Origin of the sequence: Pseudomonas sp. HLS-6, from assembly GCF_002753995.1 — a bacterium.
In the GTDB taxonomy this organism is placed as follows: domain Bacteria; phylum Pseudomonadota; class Gammaproteobacteria; order Pseudomonadales; family Pseudomonadaceae; genus Aquipseudomonas; species Aquipseudomonas defluvii.
The window spans coordinates 2650668-2663856 of record NZ_CP024478.1 but is presented as its reverse complement, the minus strand read 5'-3'; the positions used below and the strand labels follow the sequence as shown (position 1 = coordinate 2663856).

12 protein-coding genes and 1 riboswitch are annotated in these 13189 nt (G+C 59.7%); of the genes, 9 read left to right on the top strand and 3 right to left on the bottom strand.

Annotated features, from left to right (window positions below; all coding sequences use genetic code 11):
* Window positions 1-6 precede the first annotated feature (6 nt).
* Window positions 7-229, top strand: a riboswitch (cobalamin riboswitch).
* A gap of 96 nt (window positions 230-325) precedes the next feature.
* The 7 genes from CS390_RS12610 to CS390_RS12580 all read left to right on the top strand — a co-directional run bounded on the left by CS390_RS12610 (window position 326) and on the right by CS390_RS12580 (window position 6918).
* Complete coding sequence (locus tag CS390_RS12610; RefSeq protein WP_099774777.1) at window positions 326-514, top strand: CbtB-domain containing protein; 189 nt, start codon at window positions 326-328, stop codon at window positions 512-514.
* Window positions 515-526: 12 nt separating this feature from the next.
* Window positions 527-1216, top strand: a complete 690-nt coding sequence (locus CS390_RS12605; protein WP_065758416.1) for a CbtA family protein — start codon at window positions 527-529, stop codon at window positions 1214-1216.
* Complete coding sequence (locus CS390_RS12600) at window positions 1216-1641, top strand: cobalamin biosynthesis protein (RefSeq protein ID WP_065758415.1); 426 nt, start codon at window positions 1216-1218, stop codon at window positions 1639-1641. Before CS390_RS12605 ends, CS390_RS12600 begins: the two co-directional genes overlap by 1 nt.
* 39 nt (window positions 1642-1680) lie before the next feature.
* Window positions 1681-2427, top strand: coding sequence for a precorrin-4 C(11)-methyltransferase (gene cobM, locus CS390_RS12595; protein WP_099774775.1), 747 nt, complete (start codon window positions 1681-1683; stop codon window positions 2425-2427).
* Between the two features lie 47 nt (window positions 2428-2474).
* Window positions 2475-2729: a DUF1272 domain-containing protein gene (locus CS390_RS12590; RefSeq protein ID WP_099774773.1), complete on the top strand. Its 255-nt coding sequence runs from the start codon at window positions 2475-2477 to the stop codon at window positions 2727-2729.
* Window positions 2730-2983: 254 nt separating this feature from the next.
* Window positions 2984-3592 carry a response regulator transcription factor gene (locus CS390_RS12585; protein ID WP_065758412.1) on the top strand — a complete coding sequence of 203 codons (609 nt, stop codon included), beginning with the start codon at window positions 2984-2986 and terminating at the stop codon, window positions 3590-3592.
* Window positions 3589-6918 carry a transporter substrate-binding domain-containing protein gene (locus CS390_RS12580; protein WP_099774771.1) on the top strand — a complete coding sequence of 1110 codons (3330 nt, stop codon included), beginning with the start codon at window positions 3589-3591 and terminating at the stop codon, window positions 6916-6918. Before CS390_RS12585 ends, CS390_RS12580 begins: the two co-directional genes overlap by 4 nt.
* Window positions 6919-6920: 2 nt before the next feature.
* Here the strand turns inward: CS390_RS12580 and CS390_RS12575 are convergent, their stop codons facing one another.
* A complete protein-coding gene (locus CS390_RS12575) occupies window positions 6921-7940 on the bottom strand; it encodes a LacI family DNA-binding transcriptional regulator (RefSeq protein WP_099774769.1) in 1020 nt (339 codons plus the stop codon).
* 205 nt (window positions 7941-8145) lie between these two features.
* Between CS390_RS12575 and CS390_RS12570 the strand changes: the two genes are divergently transcribed.
* Together CS390_RS12570 and CS390_RS12565 are read left to right on the top strand one after the other, a co-directional pair.
* A complete protein-coding gene (locus tag CS390_RS12570) occupies window positions 8146-8685 on the top strand; it encodes a gluconokinase (protein WP_099774767.1) in 540 nt (179 codons plus the stop codon).
* Between the two features lie 99 nt (window positions 8686-8784).
* On the top strand, window positions 8785-10137 hold the full coding sequence (locus tag CS390_RS12565; RefSeq protein ID WP_099774765.1) for a GntP family permease: 1353 nt from the start codon (window positions 8785-8787) through the stop codon (window positions 10135-10137).
* Between the two features lie 36 nt (window positions 10138-10173).
* Here the strand turns inward: CS390_RS12565 and yiaY are convergent, their stop codons facing one another.
* Both yiaY and ilvA read right to left on the bottom strand, forming a co-directional pair.
* A complete protein-coding gene (gene yiaY, locus CS390_RS12560) occupies window positions 10174-11322 on the bottom strand; it encodes an L-threonine dehydrogenase (protein ID WP_099774763.1) in 1149 nt (382 codons plus the stop codon).
* 84 nt (window positions 11323-11406) lie between these two features.
* Entirely contained in the window at window positions 11407-12969 is a 1563-nt protein-coding gene (ilvA, locus tag CS390_RS12555) for a threonine ammonia-lyase, biosynthetic (protein ID WP_099774761.1), read from the bottom strand.
* Window positions 12970-13189 lie beyond the last annotated feature (220 nt).

Below are 13189 nucleotides of genomic sequence, written 5' to 3'. Positions count from 1 at the left end.
ATGATTTGCTACCGCCTTCGTTTGGGTGCCTTTAACGAGGTGAAACGGGAAACCGGTGCGTCGCGGCCTGAGTTACGCGCGACAATTCCGGTGCTGCCCCCGCAACGGTAAGCGAGGAAAGCGTCTAGACCACTGTGCCAGCAACGCGGCATGGGAAGGTGACGCTCCAGGCTGAGCACTGTGCCAGCCCTCGCAAGCCCGGAGACCGGCCCAGTACAGAATTGACAAACCCGCGGTGGGCGGGCGCTGTTGCAACCTCTGGGTGAGTCCGCCCAAGGGGTTCTTGCGCATGCCTGCTGCTGATAACCCCTCAGAGGAAAGCGCCATGCCTGTCACAACCACCCACAGCCACTCCGCCGCCATCAGCACCACTCGCAGCCAGCGCCTGGCCGTCGCTATCGGCGCATCGCTGCTGGGCTTGTGCCTGGTTTACTTCGCGGGTTTTTCGCACATCGAGGCGGTTCACAACGCTGCCCATGACACCCGTCACAGCGCCGCGTTTCCTTGCCACTAAGGGGACAGCGCCATGATCAAGCACATTGCCCGCACGGCTGGCTTCACTGGCCTGCTCGCTGCCCTGCTGCTGACCTTGCTGCAAAGCCTGTGGGTCACCCCGCTGATTATCAAGGCGGAAACCTACGAGAGTGCAGCGCCTGCAGTCGAAACCCATAGCCATGATGCGGGTGCCGCCGAGCATCATCACGATGCGCAAGCCTGGGCCCCCGAAGACGGCTGGCAACGGCTGCTGTCCACGACCGGTAGCAACCTGGTAGTGGCCGTCGGTTTTGCCCTGGTACTGGCGGGGCTGTATACCTTGCGTGCGCCTGGAGGTTGGGTCGCAGGCGCACTGTGGGGCCTGGCAGGCTTTGCGGTGTTCTGCCTGGCGCCCACGCTGGGCTTGCCAGCGGAGTTGCCAGGAACGGCCGCGGCCGATCTGGCGCAACGCCAATTCTGGTGGATCGGTACTGCAGCGGCCACCGCCATTGGTTTGGGGCTTATTGCATTCGCCAACAACGGTTTGCTCAAGTTACTGGGCGCCGCACTGCTGGTCATCCCTCATGTAATCGGTGCACCGCAGCCAGACGTGCATGAGGCCTTGGCTCCGGAAGCACTGGAGGCCGAATTCAAACTCGCTTCACTGCTGACCAACGCTGCCTTCTGGCTGGCATTGGGCTTGATCAGCAGTTGGCTCTACCGTCGCCTGAGCCAGGCGTAATGCCTGAACAGCCCAATCCGTTACGAGTATTCGCCGGGTTGGGCTGTCGCCGAGGCTGCTCGGTGGCAGCCTTGAGCGATCTACTGGATCAAACCCTGCGGGCCCATGGCCTCAGCCACGATAACCTGCGTGGCCTTGCCAGTATCGAACTGAAAAGCGAGGAGCCCGGCCTGCATGCCCTCGCCGCTCAACTCGGCATTCCACTGCTGTTTTTCAGCGCTGCCCAGTTGGCCACCTTTGAATCACGCCTGACCCACCGTTCGCTCCCCGCCTTCGCCCACAGCGGCTGTTACGGCGTCGCTGAAAGTGCTGCACTTGCATTGGCCGAGCACTACGGCGCAATGTCTGCACAGCTCCTTGTTCCACGTCATGCCAGCCTTAATGCCACCCTGGCATTGGCCTGCGGCGCGTCCTTTGACGGATAATCTGCGCCTCGCATCGACCTTACCTTCAGGATTCACCCCATGACCGTCTATTTCATCGGTGCCGGCCCCGGCGACCCGGAGCTGATTACCGTCAAGGGCCAGCGCCTGATTCATCGCTGCCCGGTCATTATCTATGCTGGCTCTCTGGTGCCCGCTGCCGTGCTCGAAGGGCACCGTGCCGAAACCGTGATCAACAGCGCTGAGCTTCACCTGGCGCAAATTATCGAGGCCATGCGAGAAGCCCATGCCAAAGGCCAGGATGTGGCCCGGGTACACAGTGGCGATCCGAGCCTGTATGGGGCCATTGGTGAGCAGATTCGCCATTTGCGCGAACTGGCGATTCCCTTCGAGATCATTCCCGGTGTCACCGCTGCTGCCGCCAGCGCCGCCTTGCTCGGTTGCGAGCTGACCCTGCCTGAGGTTTCGCAGAGCGTCATCCTCACGCGCTATGCCGACAAATCGCCTATGCCCGCTGGCGAGGAACTGGCCAGCCTGGCCGCACACAAGGCTACGCTTGCCATACACTTGGGGGTGCAGCATCTGGCAAAGATTGTCGAAGAATTGCGCCCCCACTATGGCGGGGACTGCCCAATCGCGGTCGTGCACCGTGCGACATGGCCCGACCAGGACTGGGTCAAAGGCACGCTGGACGATATCCTGACGCAAGTCCAGGCTAAGGGCTTCCGGCGTACTGCATTGATTCTGGTAGGACGGGTACTGGCAGCAGATGCCTTTGCCGAATCGGCGCTGTACCGTGCCGGCCACGCACACCTCTACCGGCCTTAGACGGCCTGTGTGCGACAGCACACTCACTGAGAATGAAGGAGTCGACCATGCTTGAACTGCGTCCCAACTGTGAATGCTGTGGTACCGATCTGCCTGGCGACAGCCAGGATGCGTTTATCTGCTCCTTCGAATGCACTTATTGTCGAGACTGCAACAACAATGAATTGAAGGGCCTCTGCCCAAACTGCGGCGGTCAACTGACGGCCCGCCCGCCACGTGTCGGTGCAGCATTACTGCGCAACCCTGCTTCGACACAACGTATCGTCAAGGAAAACGGCTGTCCAACCCGCTCGAGCAAGTAGCCTCTCAACTGCAGGACACACCGAAGCGCGTCTTCATATGAGGCCGCGATTCCGGTTTTTCCAATAGCAGTTAGGCATGCTTCACTTTGATCGTAGGATTTTTCACTTAAACAACCTGTATTTTTCTACGCTCCTATACTCTCCATACTCATTGGCTATTATTCTGCGTATCGTAAGCTGCTTGCCGACAACGGCCTGGCGCGCCTTCCTGAGAAAATCAAGAAAAGGCCCACATTCACGACAAGGAGTTGCGCATGGCGAAGGTCTTAATCGTCGACGATCACCCCACTATTCGTATTGGCTTGAAGATGCTGCTGGAACAGCAGCGGCACCAGGTCCTGGGCGAGTGCGGCGACGGCGCAGAATCTATTCAGTTGGTTGAAAAGCTCAAGCCCGACGTTGTCATTCTTGACCTTGGGCTGCCACGCCGTGATGGCCTGAGTGTGATCCAGCGTCTGCTGAAAGCGGATCAGCCGCCGCGCATTGTGGTGTACACCGGACAGGCAGCAGAGCTGTATGCCCGAAGGTGCCTGGATGCAGGTGCTTCCGCCTTTGTTCAAAAGGAAGAGACGGCCGACTCCCTGATGGCGGCCTTGAAAGCGGTTGTGTCCGGTTACTCTTACTTCCCTGACATGTCCTTGCGCGGCCCGATGACCACTGAGAAGCAGCGCCTGGAAGAGTTGTCCGCTCAAGAAATGGTCGTGCTGCGCTTGCTCGCCAAAGGCCGCTCCAACAAAGATATCGCTGACGACATTCAGCTCAGCCCAAAGACCATCAGTACCTACAAAACCCGAATCATGGAGAAGCTACAGGTCAATTCGCTGGTCGAAATGGTCGATCTGGCCAACCGTAATATGCTATGAAGCGCCCAAGGCTGGCCTTTCTGGCCTGCTGTCTGGTATTGCTGACAGCCAGTCACTCTTTCGCTGACAGTCAGGGCGAACCGCGCACGCTGCTCGCCCGCTCCTTGAGCAGTAGTAAACCCTTGTCGCTGTCGGAGGATGACCGTCAGTGGTTGAAAGACAAGCGCACGCTGGTATTGGGCACCTCGGCGCCGGACTACCCTCCGTTCGACATCAACCTCAGCCAGACCGACTATGAGGGCCTGACTGCAGATTACGCAGGCCTGCTCGGCGAGCAGTTGAAAATTCCGATTGAAGTGCAACGTTTCTCAAGCCGTCACGAGGCCATCGCCGCCCTGGATGCAGGCCGCATCGACCTGCTGGGCAGCGCCAACGGCTATGAGGCGGCAGACACTACGCTGATCCTGAGCCAGCCGTATGCCGATGACCAGCCCATCATCGTCACCCCACTGGGCAAACCCCGCAGTACAGAGGACCCACTGGCAAACGTGACATTGGCCATGGTGGACCACTACCTGCCGGAGGCCGAGGTTCACCAGCTTTACCCTGCGGCACACTTGCAACTCTACAACTCGACCCTGAGCGCCCTTTCTGCCGTGGCCTTGGGCCAGGCCGAGGCCTATTTCGGTGATGTTGTCAGTTCTGACTATCTGATTGGCCGGTACTTTCAAGACAGCTTGCGGATCTCGCATTTTGTCAAAAATGATCGAAGCAGCTTTTCCTTCGCGCTGTCACGCGACAATCAGACCTTGCTACGCCTGGTCAACCAGGCCCTGGGTAATATCGCAGACAGCGACCGCCTGAACGTACTGCGCCGCTGGAGCAGCGGTAATGCGAGCATCCTGCTGAACCGCGAAGCGTCATCGCTGAATGCGACTGAGCGTGCCTGGATTGAACAACACCCCATCGCACGGGTTGCAGTGAACAGCACCTACGCGCCGCTTACGTTCATGGATGACAACCAGCACTTTCGCGGTATCACCGTTGACTTGCTGGAGCAGATCACATTACGCACCGGCTTGAGGTTCGAATTTGTAGAGGCCCCCTCGGTATCGGCAATCATCGAGCAGGTTGAACATGGCCAGGCTGACATCGCAGGGGCGCTGATGTATGGCCCGTCCCGGCAAGCCCGGCTCAATTTTACCCGCCCCTACCTGGCCAATCCCCAAGTGATTGTCACCAGCCTGCGCGAGGATGCACCGCAGAGCCTTGAGCAGCTAAAGGGCCGACGCCTGGCGGTCGTGCGCGACTATGCGTTCAAGGATCAGTTGTTGAAGCAGCACCCGGATATTCAGTTAGTCGAGGCGCCCAATGCCATGGCGCTGATGGAGTACGTCGCTCAAGGCCGGGCAGATGCCGCTATCAGCACTCACCTGAATGCCGTCTACTTCACCCGCAGGTTGTTCAAGGACAGTCTACGGATCTGTGCAACGCTGGGTGATACACCGGTTACCGCTGCTTTCGCCACCGCGCCCGATGCCACGGTTCTGCATTCGATTCTTAACAAGGCGCTGCTGAGCATCCCCCCAGACGAGATGGTCCAGTTGACCAACCGCTGGCGAACCAATGCACTGATCAGCAACGACCGTTGGCAGAACTACCGTGCACTGATCCTGCAGATTCTGATCGGCGCCGGCCTGGTCATTGGCGCCATTTTTTTCTGGAACCACTACCTGCGCAAACTGATTCGACAACGTACCGAGGCCGAACAGGCGCTGCAGGAACAGTTGGGTTTCAGCAAACGCTTGCTTGAAGAGTTACGTGAAGCCAAAGAACAGGCCGATTCAGCCAACAGGGCCAAAAGTACCTTCCTGGCAACCATGAGCCATGAGATCCGAACCCCGATGAACGCAGTCATCGGCCTGTTGGAGCTGGCCGTCATCGATGCCGAACAAGATCGCGCAGACCCCGCTTCACTGAAGGTTGCCTCTGATGCTGCCAATGGTCTGTTGGAACTGATCGGCGATATTCTTGACATCGCCCGGATCGAGTCAGGGCACATGACCCTGACCCCTCAGCCGACCGACCTGCTGGCCGTGATTGACGCGACCGTGCGCATGCATGAAGGCAGTGCAAGGCTCAAGGGGCTGACTTTGCGAACTGACTTGCAAAGGCCCTTGCCCGGCCTGGTATTGATCGACCCCCTGCGTTTCCGGCAGGTACTGTCGAACCTGTTGAGTAATGCCATCAAGTTCACCGAACACGGCCATGTCACCGTCCGCCTGCGCGCTGACAGCACCTCTTCAGACCCACACATGGACCTGCAGCTTGACGTGGAAGACACCGGTGTCGGCATCAGCCTCGAAGACCAGGCCCGCTTGTTCAGCCCCTTTGTGCAAGCCAGTCATCAGCGCTCCCAGCAAGGTACCGGCCTGGGGCTGGTGATCAGCCGCACACTGTGCGAACTCATGGGTGGGCGCCTGACGTTGCACAGCACACATGGCCAAGGCACCCGGATCTGTATTGAACTCTACCTCCCACGAGTAGACCCCAGTAGCGTGGCAACCCTGCCAACCGAGGATGCTCCGCAGAACGGCATCAGTCCGAAGCTGAGCATTCTGGTCGTCGACGACTACCCCGCCAACCTGATGCTGCTTGAAAAGCAACTGAGCGTGCTGGGGCATGATGTCACCCTGGCGGATGATGGCAGCCGTGCGTTGCAAGCCTGGCAGAACCAGCGTTTCGATGTGGTTATCAGCGACTGCAACATGCCCATCATGGACGGGCATGAACTGACCCGGCGTATTCGCAGTGCAGAAGCCGAGAACAACCTGCCCCCCTGCTTGATCCTCGGCCTGACCGCCAATGCCCAAGCTGAAGAGCGAGAACGCTGCCTGGCCTCCGGCATGAATGACTGTCTGTTCAAACCCATCGGCCTGAACGAGTTGCGCCGCCAGTTGCAGACAACAGGGGCCGGCCCTCAAGCCGATCCTGCACCTGCAAGCGGCCTTGGCCCTGTAGACAGCGCATCCAGCGCAGACAGCAGCGGCTTCGATATCGACAACCTGCGCTACCTGACGCTGGGCGATCCGAAACTGATCACACGCCTGTTGGGTGAACTGGCAGAGAGCAACGCCAAAGACCTTGAGGCACTGCAGTCACTTGGCGCTTCTCCTACGCACCAGGATGTGCGCGCACTGGCGCATCGGATCAAAGGGGGGGCCAAAATGCTCAAGGCCCGCGGCGTCGTGCAGTGTTGTGAAGCAGTAGAGCAGGCCTGTGCCGGAAAACCCTCGCAACAGGAACTGCACGCCCTGATCCTGAAACTGGAAAAGAGCATGACCGACCTGGATGCGCATTTGAATCAACGCACCCCAACCCACTAGGCTCAGGTGCTTTCGCGAACAACCAGCTCGAAGCCCAGGTCCTGTGCCGGTTGCAGGCCTTTCTTGCCGTCCAGCACCGCTAGCAGTGCTTGCGCCGCGCAACGCCCGACAGCGGCGCGTGGCGTTCGTATCGAGGTCAACCGGGGTACCAGGTGAGCCGATGATGGCAAGTCGTTGAACCCTACCATCGCGACACGCTCTGGCACTGCAATCCCCTGGCGCAACGCTTGAAGTATCGCGCCCTGCGCCAGGTCGTCGTTACAGAAGAAAATCCCGTCGAGGTCAGGGTGTTGGGCAATCAACTGGCTGAACAGCTCACTGCCCAGGCCAATGGATGAGGGTTGTGGTGCCAGCAATTCCAGCTCCGGCGCTTGCAGCCCCGCTTCGGCCAACACCTCTCGAAAACCTTCAGCCCGCTGCATGACACGAGGATCCAGCTGTGCGGCGATAAAGCCCAGCCGGCGTCGCCCCCGGGCCAACAGGTGTTGCGCTGCTGCGCGGCCAGCGTCGCGCTGGGAGAAACCTACCGAGATCACCCCTTCTGCGTTGCCAAGTTCCATCATGTGTACGCAGGGCACAGCACTGGCGCTCAACATCCGCTGCGCTGCCTCGGTGCGATCGAAGCCAGTCAGCAGAATGCCACAGGGCTGATAGGCCAGATAATTGCGGATCAGGTTCTCCTCTTCGGCAAGGTCGTAGTGGTAGTTACCGATCAACACCTCCAACCCGCGCGGGCGCATGACCTCATGGATCGCTTCGAGCGTGTCGATGAACAAGTGGTTGGACAACGACGGAATCAGCACGACCACCGACTGGCTTTGCGCCGAAGCCAATGCACGCGCAGCCGGGTTGGCGACATAGCCCAGTGTCGCCGCGGCCACCTGGACTTTTTCTACCAACTCCGGGGCAACCGTACTGACACCGCGCAATGCGCGGGACGCTGTGATCGGGGAAACCCCGGAAAGCCTGGCCACTTCTGCCAGGGTGGGACGACCGGTAGTGCGGGAGCCGATTCGGGTCATGGGCCTGATATTTTTGTCTTGCAAAGAATGGGGAACGAGCACTAAGGTAGCGCTGTCTCATGCGTCAGGCAATGCAAAACTGCGTGCGTGCTGCAAGGAACATCCAGACTGCTAATACAAAATCAATAACATCTGAGCAGGTAGCGTCCGAGCCAATTTTTTTACCGGCCAAAGACAGCGCTATCTTGCTCTGCAGGAGGTACCGATGAACACTTCCCAGGCCGCGATAGTGGTAATGGGTGTAGCTGGATGCGGCAAGAGCCGCATGGGTTCAGCTATTGCCGAACGCAGTGGTGGGCACTTGATCGAAGGCGATGCCTTTCATCCAGCAGCCAACATCGAAAAAATGAGCGCCGGCATTCCACTCGACGATCAAGACCGCGCCGGTTGGTTGATACGCCTGGCTGAAGAGCTGCAGGCTACGATCGCCGCGGGCGAACGCCCTATTCTCACCTGCTCTGCCCTCAAGCAACGTTACCGGCAGACCTTGCGTGATGCCGTGCCGGCGTTGTGTTTCGTCTTCCTCGAATTGTCCCCTGAAGAAGCCACCCGGCGCGTCCGCGCCCGTCCAGGGCATTTCATGCCCGCCAGCCTGATCGACAGCCAATTCGCAGCGCTTGAAGCCCCCCATGACGAGCCGCTGACACTGGTGCTGGATGCCACCTTGCCGGTCGATCAGTTGGCAACCAGGGTGGACCAATGGCTAAAGCCCTGCGGTGAGTCGTTACTGGCGCAAACAGCCTGACCAAAGCTGATTTTCCGGCTCACCAAAGATAGCGCTATCTCAGGCATTTCAAGCACCACCCATACTGCCCAAAATAAAGACAATATGAGGCTCTGAACCATGTTCGGACTGGCAACTGACACGTACCTGCTATTGGACGCCCTCCTCACCATCATCGGCCTGGTGCTGCTGATTACCCACTTTAAAGTCCACCCCTTCGTCGCCCTGACACTGGCTGCCGGCTTCCTCGGCCTGACCTCCGGCATGCCGGTGGCCAAGGTGATGAAGTCATTTCAAGACGGTTTCGGCGGTGTGCTCGGTTTCGTCGGTATTGTCCTGGCACTGGGTACCATGCTCGGCAAACTGATGGCCGACTCTGGCGGGGCCGACCAGATCGCACAGACACTGATCCGTGCGTTCGGCAAACGGTACGTCCATTGGGCCATGATGTTCGCGGCCTTTCTGGTGGGCATTCCGCTATTCTTCGAGATCGGTTTCGTCTTGCTCATCCCGCTGGTATTCATCGTTGCCCGACGCTCTGGTGTGTCGCTGATCAAGATCGGCATCCCGCTGCTCGCCGGCCTGTCAGTGGTACACGGGTTGGTGCCGCCGCATCCGGGTCCGCTGCTGGCGATTGGCATTTTCAATGCCGATATTGGCAAGACGATTTTCTACGGACTGATCGTTGCCCTGCCGACCGCCATCATCGCTGGCCCGCTGTATGGCAACTTCATCTCGCGTTATATCCCAGGCTCACCCTCACAGGCATTGATGGAGCAGATTGCGCGTGAGTCCGACCAGCAGAACCTGCCGAGCTTCAGCGTGACGCTGATGACCGTGCTGTTGCCAGTGTTCCTGATGCTGCTGAAAACCTTCGCTGACGTTGTGCTGCCCGCCGAGCACATCTTCCGCCAGTGGATGGACCTGATCGGACACCCGATCACCGCCCTGCTCGCCGCGCTGTTGCTGGCGTTCTATACCTTTGGCTCAGCCCGCGGGTTCAACCGCCAGCAGATCATGAAACTGCTGGACCAAAGCCTGGCCCCTACTGCCGCCATCGTGCTGATCGTTGGCGCCGGCGGTGGCTTCAAGCAAATGCTGGTCGATACCGGTGTCGGCAATGTCATCGGGCAGATGGCCGTCCAGGCGCAGATTTCGCCCATCATGCTCGCCTGGCTGGTAGCGGCGGTGATTCGCATCGCCACAGGATCAGCGACGGTCGCAACCATCACAGGCGCCGGAATCGTTGCGCCGGTGATCGGGATGATTCCCGGGGTGAACCGCGAATTGCTGGTACTGGCCACCGGGGCTGGCTCGTTGATCCTGTCTCACGTCAACGATGCGGGGTTCTGGCTGGTGAAGCAGTACTTCAACATGACCGTAGCGCAGACGTTCAAGACCTGGAGCATGATGGAGACCATCCTCTCCGTGGTCGGAATCATCTTCATCATGCTGCTGTCATGGGTGGTTTGATCAACGTGGCGCCGGGCTGACCGGCGCCACGTTACATCAGAACGCAGCCTTGAAGATGGCTTCAATCTCGGCCTGGTTCGCCGGGCGTGGGTTGGTCAGACCGCAGGCGTCTTTCAGCGCATTGGCCGCCAGCGTCGGGATATCCTCTTCGCGGGCACCGAGCACCGCCAGGCCAACCGGAATGTCGATAGACCGTGCCAGGCTGACGATCCCGGCGATGGCCGCATCACTGCCCTGCTCCGGGGTCAGGCCGTTGGTTTCGATACCCATGGCCGTGGCCACATCGCGCAAGCGCGTGGCGCTGACGCTGGCGTTGAAACGCTGCACATGAGGCAGCAGCACGGCATTACAAACGCCATGCGGCAAGTCATAGAAGCCACCCAATTGATGAGCCATCGCATGCACATACCCCAGCGAGGCATTGTTGAATGCCATGCCCGCCAGGAACTGCGCATAGGCCATGTTCTCGCGGGCCTTGAGGTCGGCGCCTTCATTCACGGCCTGACGCAGGTTCTCGTTGATCAACGCTATCGCTTTCAGCGCGCAGGCATCGGTAATCGGTGTGGCTGCCGTCGACACATACGCCTCAATCGCATGGGTCAGCGCATCCATACCGGTTGCAGCGGTCAGTGACTTGGGCATGGCTACCATCAAGGCCGGGTCGTTGACCGATAACAGCGGTGTCACGTTGCGGTCGACAATGGCCATTTTTACGTGGCGGGCCTCGTCGGTAATGATGCAGAAACGCGTCATTTCACTGGCGGTGCCGGCCGTGGTGTTGATCGCAATCAGTGGCAATTGCGGCTTGGCCGAACGGTCGACACCTTCGTAGTCACGGATATGCCCGCCGTTGGTGGCACACAGCGCGATGCCCTTGGCGCAGTCATGGGGCGAACCACCGCCCAATGAAATGACAAAGTCACAGCGCTCACGCTGCAGCAGGGCCAGCCCTTGCTCGACGTTGGCGATGCTGGGGTTGGGTTTGGCACCGTCAAAAATGGCGGCATCGATGTCGCGCACCGCCAGCTGCTCGGAAATCCTGTCGGCAACACCGGCCTTGGCCAGGCCGCTATCGGTGACGATCAAGGCCTTGCGAAAACCGTAGCCGGCAATGGCATCCATTGCCTCTGCCAGGCAATCGATGCCCATGATGTTGACCGCTGGAATGAAAAACGTACTGCTCATGGTCCGATCCCTCATGCAATGTGCGATTGCACTCAGGATCTACCTGTAGGCTGAACGGCGTGTTGATCTGCGGCAACGCTGGGCTTAACCCAGAAACAACTGGTAGGCCGGATTATCCGTTTCGTCCCAGTAGCGATAGCCTATGGCGTCCAGCATCGCGGGTAACTCGGCACGCTCCTCTTCTGGCACTTCAAGAGCGGTAAACACCCGGGCTTCAGCCGCACCGTGGTTGCGGTAGTGAAACAGGCTGATGTTCCAGCGCTTGCCCAGTCGTTCAAGGAACGCCAGCAAGGCGCCTGGGCGCTCCGGAAACTCAAAGCGCAAGACCCGTTCGTTGGCACCGGGGCCAGCATGGCCGCCAACCGTATGGCGAATGTGCAGCTTGGCCAGTTCGTTATCCGTCAGGTCGAGCACGCTATAGCCCTGATCACGCAGGCTCGCCAACAACTGCGCACGAGGATCCCGCTGGGGGTGGGTTTGCACGCCCACGAACAGGCGAGCCTCCTTGCCGGGGTAGTAGCGATAATTGAACTCGGTGATCTGACGCTTTCCCAGCGCCTGGCAGAACGCCCTGAAGCTGCCGGGTTGTTCCGGGATGGTCACCGCGATGATCGCTTCACGTTGCTCCCCCAGTTCTGCGCGTTCGGCTACGTGACGCAGTCGGTCGAAGTTGACGTTGGCCCCCGAGTCGATGGCCACCAGCGTCTGCCCCGTCACACCGCGCGACGCCACATACCGCTTGATGCCGGCGACAGCCAATGCGCCCGATGGTTCAGTGATCGAACGGGTGTCGTCGTAGATATCCTTGATCGCCGCGCAGATTTCATCGTTGCCAACCGTGATCACCTCATCCACGAAGTGACGGCACACGTCAAAACAATGCGCACCGATCTGCGCCACGGCCACACCGTCAGCGAAACTGCCGACCTGTGACAGTACCACCCGCTCCCCGGCCGCCATGGCCGCTTGCAGGCAGTTGGAGTCCGCCGGTTCTACACCAATGACCTTGACCTGCGGACGCAGGTACTTCACATACGCCGCGATCCCCGCGATCAACCCACCACCACCGACCGGCACGAAGATCGCATCCAGGTTGCCAGGCTGCTGACGAAGGATTTCCATGGCGACAGTGCCCTGCCCGGCAATGACGTCCGGGTCATCGAAGGGCGGCACAAAGGTCATGCCCTCGGTGTCGGCCAACGTCAGCGCATGAGCCAGGGCTTGAGGGAAGCTGTCACCGTGCAACACCACGTGGCCACCACGCGAACGCACACCTTCGACCTTCAGTTCAGGGGTGGTGGTTGGCATTACGATAGTGGCGGTCATGGCCAACTCGCGGGCGGCCAAGGCAACGCCTTGAGCATGATTGCCTGCCGACGCGGTGACCACGCCAGAGGCGCGCTGGGCGGCAGTCAAGGCACTCAATCGGGTATACGCGCCACGGATCTTGAAGGAAAAGGTGGGCTGCAGGTCTTCACGCTTGAGCAACACCTCGTTGCCCAAGGCAGCCGATAGTGCACGGGCCGATTGCAGTGGTGTTTCAATGGCCAGGTCATACACCGGTGCGGCAAGAATCCTGCGCACATAGTCCGACAGCATCGTGGTCAAGACGGTGGGTACGCTGGGGCAAGCGGTAAGGCTGGTCATCGGTGACTCCTGGTTTTTTTCAAAGTGCCCAGGAGAGAGAGAAAGAACCCGCCTCCAGGGCGGGTTCGGTGCAAGTGCCAGCTAGCCCGCCAAAACGATAATGGCGGTAATAATGCTGTGCTGAGGCAAATGCGGGAGTAAAGTCATGAGAAGGAAACTAGCTCAGGTCTCCCCCTCACGTCAACGACTTGTGCCAGGCCTGCTGCCCCGCTGGGCCTCA